This is a genomic window from Sphingobium wenxiniae, assembly GCF_007830065.1.
Lineage (GTDB): Bacteria > Pseudomonadota > Alphaproteobacteria > Sphingomonadales > Sphingomonadaceae > Sphingobium > Sphingobium wenxiniae.
This window is the reverse complement of the sequence record NZ_VLKK01000001.1, coordinates 310,112-328,059: the sequence shown is the minus strand read 5'-3', so window position 1 is coordinate 328,059 and position 17,948 is coordinate 310,112. Positions and strand designations below refer to the sequence as shown.

Annotated in this window: 18 protein-coding genes and 1 tRNA gene; 13 read left to right on the top strand and 6 right to left on the bottom strand. The window is 64.0% G+C overall.

Translation table 11 applies throughout. From position 1 onward, the window contains the following. Positions 1-70: 70 nt before the first annotated feature. A complete protein-coding gene (locus tag IQ35_RS01515; protein ID WP_021246352.1) occupies positions 71-373 on the bottom strand; it encodes a glycine zipper 2TM domain-containing protein in 303 nt (100 codons plus the stop codon). Between IQ35_RS01515 and IQ35_RS01510 the strand changes: the two genes are divergently transcribed. Next, on the top strand, positions 372-590 hold the full coding sequence (locus tag IQ35_RS01510) for a hypothetical protein (protein WP_145071744.1): 219 nt from the start codon (positions 372-374) through the stop codon (positions 588-590). The genes IQ35_RS01515 and IQ35_RS01510 overlap by 2 nt on opposite strands. 28 nt (positions 591-618) lie before the next feature. Here IQ35_RS01510 and IQ35_RS01505 read toward each other — a convergent pair whose 3' ends face one another. Then, on the bottom strand, positions 619-1,020 hold the full coding sequence (locus IQ35_RS01505; RefSeq protein WP_145071742.1) for a hypothetical protein: 402 nt from the start codon (positions 1,018-1,020) through the stop codon (positions 619-621). Positions 1,021-1,252: 232 nt separating this feature from the next. Between IQ35_RS01505 and IQ35_RS01500 the strand changes: the two genes are divergently transcribed. Beyond that, positions 1,253-2,431 carry a serine hydrolase domain-containing protein gene (locus IQ35_RS01500; protein WP_145071740.1) on the top strand — a complete coding sequence of 393 codons (1,179 nt, stop codon included), beginning with the start codon at positions 1,253-1,255 and terminating at the stop codon, positions 2,429-2,431. 55 nt (positions 2,432-2,486) lie between these two features. On the opposite strand, the gene IQ35_RS01495 is transcribed toward IQ35_RS01500, so the two are convergent. Together IQ35_RS01495 and IQ35_RS01490 are read right to left on the bottom strand one after the other, a co-directional pair. Continuing rightward, the gene (locus IQ35_RS01495; RefSeq protein WP_021246354.1) at positions 2,487-3,071 is read right to left on the bottom strand and encodes an outer membrane protein; all 585 of its coding nucleotides are present in this window, start codon (positions 3,069-3,071) and stop codon (positions 2,487-2,489) included. A 359-nt stretch (positions 3,072-3,430) separates the two neighbouring features. Next, a tRNA-Met gene (locus IQ35_RS01490) sits at positions 3,431-3,507 on the bottom strand. A gap of 282 nt (positions 3,508-3,789) precedes the next feature. Between IQ35_RS01490 and IQ35_RS01485 the strand changes: the two genes are divergently transcribed. From IQ35_RS01485 to trxB, 5 genes are all read left to right on the top strand, one after another. Next, positions 3,790-5,199: a circularly permuted type 2 ATP-grasp protein gene (locus IQ35_RS01485; protein WP_021246355.1), complete on the top strand. Its 1,410-nt coding sequence runs from the start codon at positions 3,790-3,792 to the stop codon at positions 5,197-5,199. A 4-nt stretch (positions 5,200-5,203) separates the two neighbouring features. Beyond that, positions 5,204-6,136 (top strand): alpha-E domain-containing protein, encoded by a 933-nt coding sequence (locus IQ35_RS01480; protein ID WP_021246356.1) that lies wholly within the window; start codon positions 5,204-5,206, stop codon positions 6,134-6,136. A gap of 21 nt (positions 6,137-6,157) precedes the next feature. Next, entirely contained in the window at positions 6,158-7,033 is an 876-nt protein-coding gene (locus IQ35_RS01475) for a transglutaminase family protein (protein WP_021246357.1), read from the top strand. Positions 7,034-7,057: 24 nt separating this feature from the next. After that, positions 7,058-7,795, top strand: a complete 738-nt coding sequence (locus IQ35_RS01470) for a proteasome-type protease (protein WP_031291918.1) — start codon at positions 7,058-7,060, stop codon at positions 7,793-7,795. Between the two features lie 108 nt (positions 7,796-7,903). Continuing rightward, positions 7,904-8,866, top strand: a complete 963-nt coding sequence (gene trxB / locus IQ35_RS01465; protein ID WP_031291919.1) for a thioredoxin-disulfide reductase — start codon at positions 7,904-7,906, stop codon at positions 8,864-8,866. Between the two features lie 76 nt (positions 8,867-8,942). On the opposite strand, the gene IQ35_RS01460 is transcribed toward trxB, so the two are convergent. Both IQ35_RS01460 and IQ35_RS01455 read right to left on the bottom strand, forming a co-directional pair. Continuing rightward, positions 8,943-9,233, bottom strand: a complete 291-nt coding sequence (locus IQ35_RS01460; RefSeq protein ID WP_021246360.1) for an acyl carrier protein — start codon at positions 9,231-9,233, stop codon at positions 8,943-8,945. Between the two features lie 27 nt (positions 9,234-9,260). Continuing rightward, on the bottom strand, positions 9,261-10,268 hold the full coding sequence (locus IQ35_RS01455; protein WP_021246361.1) for a GNAT family N-acetyltransferase: 1,008 nt from the start codon (positions 10,266-10,268) through the stop codon (positions 9,261-9,263). Between the two features lie 51 nt (positions 10,269-10,319). Between IQ35_RS01455 and IQ35_RS01450 the strand changes: the two genes are divergently transcribed. From IQ35_RS01450 to IQ35_RS01425, 6 genes are all read left to right on the top strand, one after another. Next, the gene (locus IQ35_RS01450; RefSeq protein WP_145071738.1) at positions 10,320-11,849 is read left to right on the top strand and encodes an acyl-CoA ligase (AMP-forming), exosortase A system-associated; all 1,530 of its coding nucleotides are present in this window, start codon (positions 10,320-10,322) and stop codon (positions 11,847-11,849) included. Further along, positions 11,846-13,078, top strand: coding sequence for a pyridoxal-dependent decarboxylase, exosortase A system-associated (locus IQ35_RS01445; RefSeq protein ID WP_145071736.1), 1,233 nt, complete (start codon positions 11,846-11,848; stop codon positions 13,076-13,078). Before IQ35_RS01450 ends, IQ35_RS01445 begins: the two co-directional genes overlap by 4 nt. Positions 13,079-13,211: 133 nt before the next feature. After that, positions 13,212-13,856: an XrtA/PEP-CTERM system exopolysaccharide export protein gene (locus tag IQ35_RS01440; RefSeq protein ID WP_145071734.1), complete on the top strand. Its 645-nt coding sequence runs from the start codon at positions 13,212-13,214 to the stop codon at positions 13,854-13,856. Between the two features lies 1 nt (position 13,857). Next, positions 13,858-15,381 carry an XrtA system polysaccharide chain length determinant gene (locus IQ35_RS01435; protein WP_021246365.1) on the top strand — a complete coding sequence of 508 codons (1,524 nt, stop codon included), beginning with the start codon at positions 13,858-13,860 and terminating at the stop codon, positions 15,379-15,381. Between the two features lie 13 nt (positions 15,382-15,394). Beyond that, complete coding sequence (locus IQ35_RS01430) at positions 15,395-16,324, top strand: P-loop NTPase family protein (protein WP_145071732.1); 930 nt, start codon at positions 15,395-15,397, stop codon at positions 16,322-16,324. Continuing rightward, positions 16,321-17,934 (top strand): hypothetical protein, encoded by a 1,614-nt coding sequence (locus IQ35_RS01425; protein WP_145071730.1) that lies wholly within the window; start codon positions 16,321-16,323, stop codon positions 17,932-17,934. The genes IQ35_RS01430 and IQ35_RS01425 overlap by 4 nt, the downstream gene beginning before the upstream one ends. Positions 17,935-17,948: the final 14 nt, after the last annotated feature.

Below are 17,948 nucleotides of genomic sequence, written 5' to 3'. Positions count from 1 at the left end.
CGCTGGCGGGCGTAAAGACAGGGGCGGCTCCCATCAGGAAGCCGCCCCTTTTATTGCGATAGGCCGGCCGTCAGCGGCAACGACGCTTGCTGTCGATCTCCTTGCCGAGCAGCGCGCCGCCCGCGGCCCCCAGGATCGTGCCGGTCGCGCGATCGCCTTCCGTATCGATGGTCCGGCCGAGCAGCGCCCCGCCCACGCCGCCGACGATCAGGCCGGTGGTGCCGTTGGACTTGCGGCAATAGGTGCGGCCGTCGCGACCGCGCCATTCCTTGTAACGGTAATGTTTGCGAGCCTGCGCGCCGTCCGTCGGGAAAGCCATGGAAACAGGCACGGCCAGCGACACCGCGGCCAGGGTTAGAATGGCTTTACGCATGATTATCTCCTCCGAAACTTTTGCCGGTTCAACCCGCCCAGTCCTAGCATGGCTGCATGAACGTGCGGCAACGGTGCAAATCATTGTTCCGGTGGGATTAAATTTTCCGATGAAAGGAAGAACGGATGCGATGAACGGAAGAGGGGGCGGCAGGCCGGGACTGATCGCAATTTTCGATCAGGCAGGATGGGAAGCAGTTTCATGGGGTCAGACGTAACGAATTGATATTACAAATATAATTGAAGTTATCCACATTCATCCACAGCTTTTGAATCGCGGGAGGCAAATATCGGTAAAATTCGCTTTGTTCGACTCGCCTCCCATGAGACGATTTCCTTGCCGAGATGGGAAGGTGCGGAGAAATCCTGACCGGCAAGGCCTGAGAAATCAGAGGCTTGCAAGTCATTTCGGAAGTTCGTCCTGAAGCGAGATCTGCAAGGATCGAGAAGAAGGCCGGGCGGCTTCCTTGAAGGAAATGCCGAGTGCGCGCGAAAGTGAACGCCGGGCATAGCCAACGGGAAGTTTAGCGAAGGAACAGGACGGCAGTCTGAAGCCAGCGCTATGCGGTGTGGATGTCTTTCAAAGGCGAACGCATCGGTCACGCCGAAGCCGACGATTGCATTTTTCGCCAGGAAAATGCGTATCATGCGCTCCGACGGAAGTGGGGACCGGCAGCGATGCCGGCCCCCATTTTGTTTGGGGATTGGGTAGTGGCAAATCCGCGTTCAATGGCGGATTGGGGTGGTTTTCGGAAGTTATGCACGTCCTCTTTCTTCCATCATCCCAACGAAAGCTGGGATGACGAAGTTGAATGCCCGCTTCTTGCCATAGACAGCCGTCTGAAAAATGCTTTAGCGGCGGGGATATGGCGGGACGCATATGACAGGGTTTGCCGAACGGGACGCGGCGCGGGACGTGGGGATGGACGCGGACCGGATCGATGCCCTGGTGGATCGTCTTGACCGGACCTATGTGGCGAGCGGGAAATTGCCGCACCTGCAACTACTCCTCTCGCGGGATGAGCGCACCGTCCTGTCGGTGAGCCTGGGGCAGGCGAGAGAGACTGGCGAAATGCTGCGGGATGATGCGCTGTTCCGCATCGCTTCCATGACGAAGCCGGTGACGGCGGTCGCCTTCATGATGCTGGTGGAGCAGGGGCTTGTCCGGCTGGACGATCCGGTGACGGACGTGATCCCCGAATTCGCCCGGTTGCGGGTGGGGCTGGAAGGGTGCGCCCTTAAAAGGCCGATGCGGATGATCGACCTGCTGCGCCATACATCCGGCCTTACCTACGGATTGCAGCGGCGGACGCCCATCGACGCGCGCTATCGGGCGCTGGGCCTGGATGAGTTCCAGCAGAAGCGAACGCCCGACGACTTCATCGCCGCGGTGGCGGATATCCCGCTGGAATTCTCGCCGGGGGAAAGCTGGAATTATTCGATTTCGACCGATGTGCTGGGCGTGGCGGTCGAGCGGCTGACGGGCATGGACCTGGAAAGCCTGTTTCATGCCCGGATATTCGATCCGCTGGGAATGCCGGACAGCTTTTTCACCGTGCCCGCCGATCGCGTGGATCGTCTGACCGATGCATGGCGATTTACGGAAGACGGTCTTGCGCTCAGCGATCGAGGGGCGCGGAGCAGTTGGAGCCGTCCGCTGCGCTTCCGGTCGGGCGGCGGCGGGCTGGTGTCCTCCACGGCGGATTATCATCGCTTTGCGCGGATGCTGCTGCGCGGCGGGGAACTGGACGGGGTCAGGCTGCTGCGAGCGGAGACGGTGAAGGCGATGCGGGCCAATCATTTGCCGGACGGCCGCGACCTTGCAAGCATGTCGACGGGCATGTTCAGCGAGGTGGACTATGCCGGAGTCGGCTTCGGCCTCGGTCTCGCCATGGGGTTGGAGACGCAGGACTATAGCTGGGGCGGAATTTTCTCGACCTGGTTCTTCGTCGATCCGGTCCTGCGGATGATCGGCATCCTCATGACCCAGCATCTGCCGTCCAGCACCTATCCGATCCGCGCCGAACTGCGCGCGGCGGCAAGAACGGCGGTGAAATGAAACAAGCCCCGCACGATGGCGGGGCTTGCAACATTGTCTTGCGATAGCCGGTCGATCAGAAGCGATAGCCGAGGATCAGCGCCGCCTGATGGCGTTCCGGCTTTACGCCCACGATATGCTCATAGCTCGAATAGCGATACTCGGCGCGCGCGGTGAAGCCGTTGTAGGTGGTTTCCACACCGGCACCCAGGCGATAGCCGTCCAGATTCTTGCTGAAGCGTGCAATGTCGACGCCATCGTCATAGGTCGCCTTGACGCGGGCGTTGGTGTAGCCGCCCTTCGCATAGAGCATGATGTTGTTGGCGACTTCGCCGCCGATGCGGACGCCTGCATAGAGATCGCGGCCGGTCTTCAGCGAAGCGCTGTCGCCGGGGATCAGGACGTTGGTCGCGCGATCCTTGGTGTTGGAATCGGCATATTCGCCCTCGATGCCGAACACGGCGCCGTTCAGGTTGATGTCATAGCCGACCACGCCGCCATAGAGCAGGCCGCTGTCATGGGTGCGGGCATCGAAATCGGTGTGGTCGAGGCCGACGACGGCGCCGATATAGGGTCCGGAGAAGGGCGTGGCGTCCTGCGCGAAGGCGGGAGCCGCAACACCGGCGGAAAGCAGTGCGACCGCTGCGATAAGTTTCTTCATTGTCTTCACCTCATTCATCGTTCCATGAAAGCGAGGTGCCCCTTAAGGGTAATAATGATGGCTCGTAAAGCGTCGGTGGCGCCATCACATGGATATTGATATTGACGATGTTGTAATTTTGCATCACGCCTTGAATTCAATGAATAGCTTTCCATGTTGCAGGAATGTTGCTCCATTAATCTGGCATTCATTTTCACTGAACTTAACAAGATGATCCGTTGCGGACGGATGGTATCGTAAGCGAAAGGCGACTGCGGCCGGCGGTGGGACGAGATGAAGCAACCGCTGGCGGGTGCATGGCATCGGAACAGGGGCTGTTGTAAACCTACCCGTCCGGGTCTCGCCGAATGCCGGGGAAATGGTAGCGGAGGAGGGACTTGAACCCCCGACACGCGGATTATGATTCCGCTGCTCTAACCAGCTGAGCTACTCCGCCCCATGGGCTTCGCGCGGCGTGTCGCCTCGCGGTGAGGGCGCGCTATACGCAGCGGGACCGGACGGGTCAACGGGGTTTGGAAGCGGCCCATGAAATTATCCGTCCTCCGGGAAAGCGGGGCGCTCTGTGAATTTCCGGGCGGAAGCAGCCCCTCACCGTCAGGGAGGCGCGAAACCGACGGGAAGGCGGCGTTCCTACGCATTTTTGTCTTGCAATCGCAGGCAAGCGTTGCATTAATGTTGCAATGCACAATTGGCCTTTGGCCGAGGGAGGATCGACGCTTTGCCCTTCCATGAAATGTTTGAGCCTGATGGTTCCGTTCGCGCCTGTTATGACGAAGTGCAGAAATGGGTGGAGCGAACCGGGATATCCGGGCTCAATCGTCGCATGGAGGAAGCCGAGGCGATCTTCCGCCGCATCGGCATCACCTTTGCCGTCTATGGCGAGGGCGGCGACCCGGAACGGCTGATCCCCTTCGACCTGCTCCCCCGCATCTTCACCGCGCAGGAATGGCGGGTGCTGGACCGGGGCATCAAGCAGCGGGCGCGGGCGCTCAACGCCTTCCTGCTCGACGTCTACCATCGGGGGGAGATCGTGAAGGCGGGGATCATTCCGCCCGACATCATCTATCGCAACAGCGCCTATCTAGCGGAAATGGTGGGCTTCACGCCGCCGGGCAAGGTTTATAGTCATATCGTCGGTATCGATATCGTGCGGACCGGCCCGGCGCGCTTCGAAGTGCTGGAGGATAATTGCCGCACGCCGTCGGGCGTCTCCTACATGCTGGAAAACCGGGAGATCATGACGCGCATGTTCCCCGAACTGTTCGGGCAAGGGCTGGTCGCGCCGGTCGACGATTATCCGGCCGAGCTTCTGAAAAGCCTCAAGGAGGTCGCGCCGCCCGCGTGCAAGGGCGACCCCGTGGTCGTCGTGCTGACGCCCGGCTCGCTCAACAGCGCCTATTATGAGCATAGTTTCCTGGCCGACCTGATGGGCGTGGAGCTGGTGGAGCCGGCGGACCTGTTCGTGGATGAAGGCCGGGTCTGGATGAAGACCACGCTGGGACCCAAGGCCGTGGACGTCATCTATCGCCGGATCGACGATGAATATATCGACCCGCTGACCTTCCGCCCCGACAGCCTGCTGGGCATCCCCGGCCTCTTCCACGTCTATCGTAGCGGCGGGGTGACGCTGGCTTCCGCGCCCGGAGCGGGGATTGCGGACGACAAGGCGGTCTATATCTACGTGCCGGAGATGATCCGCTTCTACCTTGGCGAGCAGCCGATCCTCGACAATATCCAGACATGGCAATGTTCGAAGCCCGACGAATGCGCCTATGTGCTGGAGCATCTGCACGAATTGGTGGCGAAGGAAGTCCATGGGTCGGGCGGCTATGGCATGTTGATCGGGCCGAAGGCGTCCACGGTGGAGATCGAAACCTATGCCGAACGGATCAGGGCCAATCCGGGCGAATTCATTGCCCAGCCGACGCTGGACCTGTCGACCGTGCCGACGCTCGGACCCGCCAGCGTGGTGGGGCGTCATGCCGATTTCCGTCCTTACTGTCTCGTCGGCAAGCAGATCCGGCTGGTGCCCGGCGGCCTGACCCGCGTGGCGCTGACCGAAGGGTCGCTGGTCGTGAACTCCAGCCAGGGCGGCGGGGTCAAGGATACATGGGTGCTACAGGATTGATGCGATGCTGAGCCGGACCGCTGAAAATCTCTTCTGGATGGCCCGCTACATGGAGCGGGCGGAAGCCACCGCGCGCCTGCTGACCATGGGGCAGCGCATGACCATCCTGCCGGGCGCGCATCACCGCGACGAATGGCGTTCGGTCGTCCGCGCGGCGGGATGCGAGGGGCAGTTCCCCGCAGGAACGCCCGTCACCGAAAGCGATGTCGTATCCTATCTGATGCTGGACCCGGACAATCCGTCCTCGATCCGGTCCTGCCTGCTCAAGGCCCGCGCCAATGCGAAGTCGGCGCGCACCATGCTGACGCAGGACATGTGGGAATCGCTCAACGAAGGCTGGCGCAAGCTCGACAGTTATGAACTGGCCGATGCGCGGCAGCAGCTTCCCGCGCTGATCGACTGGGTGAAGACGCGGGTGATGACTTTCCGGGGCGCGGCCGACGCCGGACAGCTCCGCAATGCCGGGCATGATTTCCTGCGCGCGGGCGGAGCGCTGGAACGGGCGCAGATGACGCTGCGGCTGCTGGACGTCAAATATTATGTGCTGCTCCCCGAAACCGAGGTGATCGGCGGCAATCGCGACCATTATCAATGGACGTCGGTGCTCTACGCGTTGTCTGGGGTGCGGGCTTATCACCATGTCTATGGCGGCACCTATACGCCGTGGCAGATCACCGATTTCCTGATGCTCAACCGACTGTTCCCGCGCAGCGTCGCCTTTTGCGCCGACCAACTGGCCTATCGACTCAACCGGCTGGCGGGATGGCATGATTCGCGGGGAGCCTGCCATGACACGATTCAGGAAATGATCGGCGTCGTGGAGGGACTGGACAGTGGGGAAATCTTTCGCCAGGGCCTGCATGAAACGGTGCAGATGGGCCTCAAGATGACCAACAGGCTGGGCTTCGAAATCGCCCAGACCTATTATTTCGGGTAGGAAAGGGGGGAGGAGCCGGCCATGAAACTGCTCATCCGTCACCAGACCGTCTATCGCTATGCCCAATCCGCGGGCCGGGTTGCCATGCGATTGAAGCTGATGCCCGTGGATACGCCGCAGCAGAAGGTGCTGGAATGGCGCGTCAGCGTGAATGACGAGCCGGTCGCGGCCTTCCACCCTAACGCCTATGGGGAAAAGGAAGCCGTCTGGATTCGCCATGGCCAGATCGACCATGCGACCGTCGTGGCGGAAGGGCTGGTGGAGACGGAGGAGACGCACGGCGTCCTGGGCTGGCCGACGGGACAGGTCGACTCCCGCTATTTCCTGCGCGACACGCCGCTGACCCGCGCTTCGGACGGGATAAGGGGGCTGGCGCTTTCGGTGGCGGAGCAGGGGTCGCCGCTGGACCAGCTTCACGCCCTGTCCGCCGCCATCAGGGAAGCGGTCAGCTATCGTTCCGGCGTGACATCGACGGACACCAGCGCCGCCGAAGCCTTCACGCTGGGGGCGGGCGTCTGCCAGGACCATGCCCAGATATTCATCGCCGGGGCGCGGGTGCTGGGGATGCCGGCGCGCTATGTGTCGGGCTATCTGCTGGCGGACGAGGGTGATGTGCTGCACGAAACCCATGGCTGGGCGGAGGCGCTCGTGCCCGATCTCGGCTGGGTGGGGTTCGATCCGTCCAATCAGGTCTGCGTCACCGAACGCTATCTGCGCCTGGCGTCCGGGCTGGATGCCGATGCCGCCGCGCCAATCCGGGGTTCCGTCACGCTGGCGGGCGATATGTGGATTGACGCGGACGTCCGGATCGCGCAGGCGGAGGAAGGGCTGGAGGAACGGCAGTTGCAGCAACAGCAGCAGCAATGCGCCCGGTTGATCTCCATCCCGGTGGGATAGGCAGGCATTCGGGAGCCGCGAGGCATGACATATTGTGTGGCGGTGCGCGTCGACCAGGGACTGGTCATGCTGTCCGACACCCGCACCAATGCGGGCATGGACAATATCGCCCGCTTCCGGAAGACCTTCACCTACTCCGTGCCGGGCGAACGCGCCATTGCCCTCCTGTGTTCGGGCAATCTATCGATCACGCAGGGGGTGAAGGCGATGCTGGGCCGCGCGATCAAGGATTCCGCGCTCGACCCGGACGTCGAAACCATCCTCAACTGTCCGACCATGCATCGCGTGGCGCAGATCGTGGGCGAAGCCATGTGCTCGATGCAGGGGCAGTATCGCAGCACGATCGAGATGCAGGGATCGGCCGCCGACGCCTCCATCCTGATCGCGGGGCAGCGCAAGGGCGGCAAGCCGCGCCTCTATCTGGTCTATTCCGCCGGAAACTTCATCGAAGCGACCGAGGACACGCCCTTCTTCCAGATTGGCGAGCATAAATATGGCAAGCCCATCCTCGATCGCATCATCCAGCGCGAAACCAGCCTGGAGGACGCCGTGAAGGCGGTGCTGGTGTCGATGGATTCGACCTTGCGCTCCAACCTGTCGGTGGGGATGCCGCTCGACCTCAACGTGATCGAGCGGGATGCCTTCGACTTCCGCGTCCGCACCCGGATAGAGGCGGATGACGAGCAGTTCGCCACGATCTCCCAAAGCTGGTCCGCCGCCCTGCGGAAGGGGTTCGAGGACTTGCCCAACGTGCTGAGCTGATTGCCCGCCTATCAGGGGCAGAGGGAAATCCATGCCCAACCGGTGCTTGCGCGAAGGCGGGCACGGCTTATTTCCTAGCCGATAACGAATCGCAGCCGAAAGAGTATCATGACCGCAACTCATTCCACCCGCATGCTCATCCTCGGTTCCGGCCCGGCCGGCCTCTCCGCCGCCATTTACGGCGCGCGCGCGGGGCTGGCGCCGATCGTGGTGCAGGGAATGCAGCCGGGCGGACAGCTTACCATCACGACGGATGTGGAGAATTATCCCGGCTTCAAGGATGTCATCCAAGGGCCGTGGCTGATGGAGCAGATGCAGGCGCAGGCCGAGCATGTCGGCGCGCAGATGGTCTATGACATGATCGTCGACGTCGACCTTTCGCAGCGGCCCTTCCGCCTGAAAGGCGATAGCGGCACGCTCTATGTTGCCGACAGTCTGGTGATCTGTACCGGCGCGCAGGCCAAATGGCTGGGCGCGGAGGGCGAGCAGCTTCTGCAAGGCAAGGGTGTGTCGGCCTGCGCCACCTGCGACGGCTTCTTCTATCGCGGCAAGAAGGTAGTGGTGATCGGCGGCGGCAACACGGCGGTTGAGGAAGCGCTTTACCTCACCAACCACAGCCATGACGTGACGCTGATCCATCGCCGCGATTCGTTCCGTGCGGAGAAAATCCTTCAGGAGCGTTTGTTCGCGCATCCCAACATCAAGGTCGTCTGGAACCAGACGGTCGAACGCTTCGTGGGCGGCGGCAATCCCGAAGGGCTGGTGGGCGTGGACCTGATCGACACGGTGACGGGCAAGACCAGCCATATCGAGGCGGACGGCGCCTTCGTCGCCATCGGGCACCAGCCCGCGACCGAATTGTTCGCGGGCAAGCTGCCGATGGACGAGGGTTATCTGCTGGTGGAAAAGGGCACGACCCGCACGGCAATCCCCGGCGTGTTCGCGGCGGGCGACGTCACCGACAAGATCTATCGGCAGGCGGTGACGGCGGCGGGCATGGGCTGCATGGCCGCGCTGGACGTGGAGAAATTCCTTGCCGAAGCCGATTTCGAGGCGCTGGCGGCGGAGTAGGGCCGCTTTTCGCGCCTCGCGGCAGCTCTAAGGGTGGCGTGGGGAAATGTCCGCTTCTGGCTGAAAGCAGGCAGCGCTAACCGCCGATCTTGCCCCGCGCGAAGGCGACCAGCGTGCCGAACGTCTCGAACGTGTCGCCGTCGATATCCTCGTCCTCGATCAGGATGTGGAAGCGGTCCTCCATTTCGGTGAGCAGGCCCGCGACGGCCATGGAATCCAGTTCCGGCAGCGCACCGAAAAGCGGCGTGTCCGCCTCGAAGGCGTCGACCCGCTCCTGAGACAGGCCCAACACGTCGCGCAGCAGCGCGCGCGTCAGGCCATCCACATCGTCCATCCGGTCGACCGGCTGAGAATCTTCTGCCCGCATGATGGGCGCGCCTTAGTCGTTCCCGGCCTATCCGACAAGCGCGGAAATCGCGATGCGCGCCGCCGGAATCCAGGTGGAGGCGAAACGGGGATTGAAACAGTCGACGCGATACAATGTCGCCCGCTCGTCCATCCAGTCCTTCTTATAGGCGTTGTCGCCCGTGCCATAATCGATCGTCCCGACTCGATCCGCGTCGATCGCATACGCGAACATGGCATGGCTGAGCAGCGTGCCGGGCGAGGCATGATCGAACGCCTGATCGTGGGACAGCTTGTGGATCAGCGCGACGCCATTCTCCACGGTCCAGAGCTGCGTGGCCACCGGCAGCCCTTCGCGCCGCGCAAAGCCGATTCGCAAATGGCCCGCCGCGCTTTCCCTTTCGGCCAGGTCGCGCAGGAAGGGCAGGGCCGGCTCCGCGTCCTTCCAGCTACGGGCTTGGACATGCCGATAATCATTCCATAGAGCGTCTGTCAGGCGGTCGGCTATCTCCATGGCGAAGGGATCGCCGCGCCCCTTGCGCCGGACCTGATTGCGCAGGCGGCCGGGGCGTTGCGCCCAATAGCGGGCGAAATCGCGCCCCTTGAGGTGCAGCAGATGCCGTCCGCCCATGGGGCGGCGCACCGCAAACCATCCCGCACGGCGAAATGCGGCAAGCATATGATCGGATCGGTCCTGCATCGGATAGAAATCGATCTGGGCATGGCCGTTCAGCAGATGGCGGGCGGCGGCTTCCAGCAATTCCGCCTGCAATGGGGGACGCGGCGCGCCGAGGAAGACGGGCCGCCAGGAAAAGCTATACCAGTTCGCAAGGGCCGAAAGACGACGCGAATCCGATGGAAGCAGGAACAGCCAGAGTTCCGCTTCATCTTCCTTCACCTGAAGGACAAAAGCGGGTTGTTCAGCAAAGCAATGGCCATGAAGCGATTCGAACCAGTCGATGCGGTCGAACAGGCAGGGCGTCGCGGCGCGGTCCAGCCGTCCGGCCAGCGCCGCGCGAACTTCCGCGAAGCTGCGATATTCCCTTGTGACCGCCAAACCACTATCTCCCCCGGCACGCTCCTCCCGGTCTAAAGGAAAAGTCTGGAGATGAAGTTAAGCGATCCCCTCCACGGGGAAGTGGAGTTGCTTCCCATCGACCATGTGCTGCTGCGTGGCGTTCCCGCGCGTCCGGCGCTGGACGGCCGGTCGGGCAGCTATGATTTCTCCGAACTGGAGAGGGCGCTGGCGCGTCTGGCGGGCTGGCTCGCCGGGTTCGGGCTGGAGCGCGGGGCGCGGGTCGCAAGCTGGATCGCCAAAGGGCCGGTCGCGGCGTTGATGCCGCTCGCCGCGCCGCGCGCCGGGCTGGTGCATGTGCCGGTCAATCCGCAGCTCAAGCACGCGCAGGTCGCGCACATCCTGGCCGACAGCGGCGCGGCGCTTTTGATCGGCACGCCTGCCCGGCTCGACACGCTGGGCGAGGGCGATGCGCCGCCCGGCTGCCGCCTCCTGCGCGAGGATGACGCCGCAGCCGGGATGAGCGGGGGGGAAGGGATCGGCCCGTCCGAGGCCGCGCCGGACGACCTGGCCGCAATCCTCTATACCAGCGGTTCGACAGGACGGCCCAAGGGCGTGATGCTGAGCCACGCGAACCTGTGGCTGGGCGCGGTGGCGGTGGCGGACTATCTGCGCCTGTCGCCGCACGACCGAACGCTTTGCGTCCTGCCATTCAGTTTCGATTATGGGCAGAACCAGCTCCTTTCCACATGGTATGCGGGCGGCTGCGTCTATCCGCTTGACTATCTGACGCCGCGCGATGTCATGAAATCGGTGGATCGGCGCGACATCACGACGCTGGCGGGGGTGCCGCCGCTCTGGGTGCAGCTCACCGAACTGGACTGGCCCGCTGAGACGGCCGCGAAGCTACGGCGGCTCACCAACAGCGGCGGGGCTTTGACCCGTCCGCTGGTCGCGAAGCTGCGGGCGCTGTTTCCGCAGGCGGACCTCTATCCCATGTATGGGCTGACGGAAGCCTTCCGCTCCACCTATCTCCCGCCCGCTCTGGTGGAGAGCCGTCCCGACAGCATGGGTTCGGCCATCCCCTTCGCGGAGATACTGGTCGTCCGCCCCGACGGTAGCCTTACAGGTGACGAAGAGCCGGGCGAACTGGTCCATTGCGGTTCGCTGGTCGCGCAGGGCTATTGGCGCGACGACCGGCGCACGGCGGAGCGGTTCAAGCCCGCGCCGCCCATGTCCCGTTATGGCGGCATGGCCGTGTGGTCGGGAGATACCGTACGGCGGGACAAGGACGGGTTGCTCTTTTTCGTGGGGCGGGACGATGCGATGATAAAGTCGGCGGGCAACCGCATCAGCCCGACCGAGATCGAGGAAGCCGCCGTCGCGGTCGAGGGCGTGGCCGAAGCCGTCGCGCTGGGGGTGAAGGATGAAAGGCTGGGGCAGGCGGTGCTGCTGTTGTTGCGCGTGGGGAATGAGGGTGTAAAGGCGCAGGTGGAAGCGCAGCTCAAGGCCGAGCTTCCCAATTTCATGCAGCCGCGGGAGATTGTCGTGCTGGCCGAATTTCCGCGCAATCCCAATGGGAAGATCGACCGGGTGGCCCTGGCAAAGGATTATGCCGCATGAAACCCATGGGTCCGATACCGCCGCATTTTTCCGGCGAGGACGACATGCTGCTGATCGGCGGCTGCGGCGCGGCGAGTCTTGCCGACGAAGCGGGCGACACGCCGCTCTTCGTCTATGACATGGGCATTGTCGAGGCACAGGTCCGCTCCCTGCGCCAAGCGATGCCCGATGCGTTGGCGATTCATTATGCGATGAAGGCCAATCCGCATCCGCCGTTGCTGGCGCGCATGGCGGGCCTGGTGGATGGCTTCGATGTCGCGTCGGGGGGGGAGCTTGCGCTGGCGCTGGAGGCGGGGATGGACCCGGCGCACATCAGCTTCGCCGGCCCGGGCAAGCGCGACGATGAACTCACCGCCACCATTCATGCGGGCGCGACGCTCAATCTGGAGTCGGAGGGCGAGGCCCGCCGCGCGCTTGTCATAGGCAGGCGGCTTGGGATTGCCCCGAAACTCGCCATCCGGGTGAATCCGGACTTCGATCTCAAGGGTTCGGGGATGCGGATGGGCGGCGGGGCAAAGCCCTTCGGCGTGGACGCGGACCGCGCTGCCGCTCTTGCCCGGATGGTGATAGAGGCGGGCGCGGAATGGCGCGGCTGGCACATCTTCGCAGGCAGTCAGGCACTCGACCCGCACGCGATCATCGAGATGCAGGCGGCGACCATTGCCCTCGCCGCGCGCCTTTCGGAGGAAGTCGGAGCGGCCCCGCCGCTCGTCAATCTGGGCGGCGGCTTCGGCCTTGCCTATTTCCCCGGCGACCGGCGGCTCGATATCCGCCCCATCGGCACCGCGCTGGCAAGCGTGCTCGAAAGCCGAGCCGACATTCTGCGCGGCAGCAGCTTCGCCATTGAACTCGGCCGCTGGCTGGTGGGGGAGGCGGGTGTTTACCTGACCCGCGTGATCGACGTGAAGCAAAGCATGGGCGAAACTTTCGTCGTCGTGGATGGGGGGCTGCATCATCAACTCGCCGCCAGCGGTAATTTCGGCACCGTGGTCCGGCGCAACTATCCGATCGCCGTCGCGAATCGTTTCGGTATCGAACCGGCGCAGGAAGCCGTAACGGTCGTTGGATGCCTCTGCACCCCTATCGATCGTCTGGGGGACAAGGTCGCCCTGCCGCCCGTGGCGGAAGGCGACCTGATCGCGATCTTCCTCGCCGGAGCCTATGGCGCATCGGCCAGTCCCAACGCTTTTCTGGGCCATCCCCTCCCGCGCCAGCTTCTGATCGGCTGAATCCGGGATGATGTAAATCCTAACGGTATCTTTACCCTTTGCGGGCATGAGGGAGGCTGAAGCCATGTGCTGATCCGGCCTGCCTCACCTCTTAGGCGGCCACCGGCGCGTGACGCACAAAGAGGGTGAGATTATGGGTTTTCAGCGGATTTCCAGGCTCGTTATCGGCACATCCCTTTCGGCCATGGTGCTGTCTGGATGCGCGTCGGGCGCCAACGGCCCGCAACTGCCGCCCGCATCCTTCGTCGCCACGGAGGAAAAGCCGGGCGAGGAATATGTCATCGGGCCGCTCGATGAACTCACCATCTTCGTGTGGCGCAATCCTGAACTGGGCGCGAAGGTGCAGGTGCGGCCCGACGGGCGCATCACCACGCCGCTCATCACCGACCTGCCCGCCGTCGGCAAGACGCCCAAGATGCTGTCGGAAGACATCAAGCAGGCGCTGTCCAAATATATCGAAAATCCGCTGGTGTCGGTGATCGTCAACAATTTCTCCGGCACGTTCAGCCAGCAGGTGCGGATCGTCGGCGCGACCGAAAAGCCCGCCTCCATTCCCTATCGCGCCAATATGACGCTGCTGGACGCGATGATCGCGGTGGGCGGCCTTTCGGAATATGCGGCGGGCAACAAGGCCCGCCTGGTCCGCTTCAACAAGGATAGCGGCAAGCAGACCGAATATCAGGTCCGCATAAGCGACCTGCTGAAGCGCGGCGACAGCAAGGCGAATGTCATGCTGGCGCCCGGCGACGTCATCATCATTCCGGAAAGCATGTTCTGATATGGCGGGTCTATTCGACGAGCTTCTGGTCATCTTCCATGGCATATGGAACCGCCGCTGGATCGCGCTGGCGGTGGCGTGGGGCGTGTGCATGCTGGGCTGGCTGGGCGTGGCGCTTATCCCCAACAGCTATCAGTCCAAGGCGCGCGTCTATGTGAACACGCAATCGCTGCTGGAAGACAAGATCGGCATCACGCAGGTCCAGTCGCAGCAGGATCTCGACCGCTTGCGCCAGACTCTCGCCAGCGCGGAAAATCTGGAGAAAGTCGTGCGCGGCACCGACCTGTCGCAGGGCATTTCCGGCCCGCGCGACATGGCCGCGAAGATCAGCGCCCTGCGCGAGAACATCTCCATCATGGCCCAGGCCGATCCCAGCATGATCGACATCATCGCCGTGTCCGCCGATAGCAGCCTGTCGGATGGCGCCAATGCCCGCATCGCGCAGCAGGTGGCGCAGAAGATGATCGACATCTTCCAGGAAGCCAATCTGACGAGCGACCGCGCGGAAACCAAGCAGAGCCTCAGCTTCCTCGACCAGCAGATCGCCGAACGCGGCAAGCAGCTCGCCGCCGCCGAACAGCGCCGCGCGGAGTTCGAGCAGCGCTTCGTCGGCCTGCTCCCCGGCGCGGGGTCCATCGGTCAGCGCATGGATGCGGCCCGGCAGGAAATCAGCAATATCGACTCGCAACTCGTGCAGGCGCAAAGCGCGCTGAGCGCCATGAATGGCCAGCTCGCGGGCACGCCGCAGAGCTTGCCCGGCGTCGGCGCGTCGGGCGGTCCATCGGCCCTCGCGCAGGCGCAGGCGGAGCTTTCCTCCATGCGTTCGCGCGGCTGGACCAGCGACCATCCCGACGTGATCGCCATGCAGCGGCAGGTCGACGCACTCCGCCGGCAGGGCGGCGGCGGAAGCGGCACGGGCGCGGGCGGCACGCCCAATCCGGCCTATCTCTCGCTCAAATCCATGCAGGCCGATCGCGCGGCGACCGTGCAGGCGCTCAATGCCCGCAAGGCGCAGTTGCAATCGGACCTGAATGTCATGACCTCCAGGCAGACCGATGAGCCGGGCGTGGCGGCGGAGCAGGAAAAGCTCGCCCGCGACTATGACGTGCTCAAGACACAATATGACAAGCTGCTGTCCGACCGCGAGGAAATCCGCCTGCGCGGCGAGGTGAAGACCGAAACCGGATCCGTCCAGTTCCGCGTCATCCAGCCGCCCAGCGCGCCTACGGCGCCCGTCGCGCCCAATCGCCCGCTGCTGCTGATCGGCGTGCTGGTGCTGGGCATCGGCGCGGGCGTCGGCGTCGCCTTCGCCATCGATCAGCTCAAGGGCACCTTTCCGACAGCGGCCCGTCTGGAACGCGCGGCTGGCTTGCCGGTCATCGGCTCCATCAGCCAGGCGCTGAACGCGGGGCAGGTAGCCATCGAGCGGCAGAGGCTCAAATGGTTCGCCGGCGCCAGCGGCGGACTGGCGGCGGTGTGCCTGTTGCTGATCGCCGTCGAATTCATCCAGCGCGGCATGGCGTGAGGAGGCTTCATCCATGAACAAGCATAGCTCCCTATCGGCCACCGGTTCGCTGTTCGAGCGCGCGACGAAGATCTACGATTTCGACGCCGCCCTGAAAGGACGTGCCGCGCCCGCGGTGGAAACGCCCGTCGAAGCGCCGGTCCCCGCTGCCGAAATCGCGCCGGAATTTGCCGCTCCCGCTTTCGACGAACCGCAGTTCCGCGCTCCCGCCTGGACCGGCCCGACGCAGCATGTGGACCGCGAAAGATTAGCGGAGGCGGGCTATCTGCTCCCCGGCGGTCCCGTGACGACGATGAGCGAGGAGTTTCGCCTTTTGAAGCGCGACCTGCTCGCCCAGCTTCAGGACGATCCGCGCGGCAACCGCATCCTCGTCTGTTCGCCCCATAGCGGGGAGGGCAAGAGCTTCTGCGCGATCAACCTCGCGCTCAGCCTGGCGGCGGAAAAGGATCGCGAGATCCTGCTGGTCGATGCCGATTTCGGCAAGCCGGGCATTCCCGATGCGCTGGGGCTTGTCCCCGGACCGGGCCTGATGGACGCGCTCAGCGATCCCGCCATCGCCATCGAGGATTGCGTGCTGCGGACGGACATCCCCTCGCTATCGGTGCTTCCCGCCGGCCAGCCCAGCAACAACGACACCGAATATCTATCCTCCGCCCGCACCGACGCGCTGCTGAAGCGTCTGAGCGAAGGGCGGCCCGATCGTATCATCCTGTTCGATTCGCCGCCCCTGCTGGCGGCGTCGGCGGCGGCCGTCCTGGCCGGGCATGCCGCGATCTCCCTGCTCGTCGTGCGGGCGGACAAGACCACGGAAAGCGCCCTGCGCGAAGCCGCCGCCATGCTCAAGGGCGGCACGCAGGTGCGGCTTCTGCTCAATGGCGTCCGCTTCGCGGCGGGTGCGCGCCGCTTTGGCGGCTATTATTCCAAGGAAGGCAGTAGTTCATGACCATCCGGCTTCTTGCAGGACACGGGCGATGGATCGCTTTCGGCGCGGCGGCCGCGCTTATCGGCGCGACGCCTGCTCTGGCCCAGTCGGGCGGCGGGCAGCGCACCGACGTGACGCCCTATCTGGGGATAGATCAGATCGTCTTCGCCCCGATCAAGGGAGATGGCGACGCCCTGACCTATACCACCGTCACGGCGGGCGTCACCGCGCAATTCCAGAACCGTCGGGTGGAGGCGGTCGCCGACGTCCAGTATAGCCATCTCTTCGGCTGGGGCGGCGATTTCGCCGATCAGGACATCATCAGCGGTATCGTGAGCGGCCGGATCAATATCGCGCGCGGCCTGGCCATCGATGCGGGCGCGCTGGGCACGCGCGCGCGGACGGACGGCTATTCCGGCGCGTCGACCTTCGGCAGCGGTTTCACCAGCCAGGTCTATGCGGGCTATGTCGGCCCGACCTACGCCGACAAGCTGGGCATTTTCGACGTTACCGCCGCCTATCGCCTCGGCTATGCGCGGGTGGAGGACGATATCGACAGGGATTTCCCCGGCGCGCCGCGCGGCGGATCGTTCGACGATAGCTGGTCGCACATGCTCAGCGGATCGGTCGGCGTCGGGCCGGGCGTCCTGCTGCCGGTCGGCCTGGTCGCGAGCGGCAGTTACACCCGCGAGGACGCGCGCCAGCTCGATCAGCGGTTCGAGGACAAATGGGGCAGGCTGGACGCCACGCTGCCGGTGTCGCCGACGCTCGCGATCGTGGGGGGCATCGGCTATGAAAATATCACCATCGGCCAGCGTTCGCCGCTGCTGGACACGAATGGCATTCCGGTCGTTTCCAACGGCCGCTTCGTGACGGACAAGGGTTCGCCCCGCGCGCTGCTCTATGATTTCGATGGCATCATGTGGGATATCGGCGTTCTGTGGCGGCCAAGCCAACGCACTTCGCTGGAGGCGCGGGTGGGCCGCCGCTACGGTTCCATGACCTATCAGGGCAGCTTCACATGGCAGGGGCGCGACAGTTCCTTCGCCGTTGTCGTCTTTGACGGGATCGACAGCTTCGGCCGGATGATAACGTCCGACGTGGCGGGCCTGTCCCGCACCAACCTGAACGTGATGCGCAATCCCTTCACCGGCGACCTGACGGGCTGCGCCTTTTCGCCGACCGGCGGCGGGCAGTGCTTCAACGATGCGCTTTCGGGCATCACGGACGCCAATTTCCGCTATCGCGGCGTCGCCATGCAATATGCGCGGCAGCATGGCCCCTGGGGCCTTGGTGTCGGCGGCGGCTATTCGCAGCGCAAATTCATCACGCCGTCGGGCGAAACGATCTATATCCGGGGCACCAAGGATGAGAACTGGTTTGCCCAGGCCGCGCTCAATTATGCGCTGAGCGAGCGGGACAGCATCGGGGGCAGCGTCTACGTCAATTATTTCGATTCCAGCGGCGGGCGGCCCGACGTGCTGAACATGGGCGCGTTCACCAGCTACGACCGCATCATTTCCCGTCGTCTGCGGGCGTCGGCGGCGCTTGGCATCGACGGTTCGAAGGCCGACGATCTCGACACGGTCATCGCAGCCATGGGGCAGATCGGCCTTCGTTACAGCTTTTAAACGGTTTCCGGCCA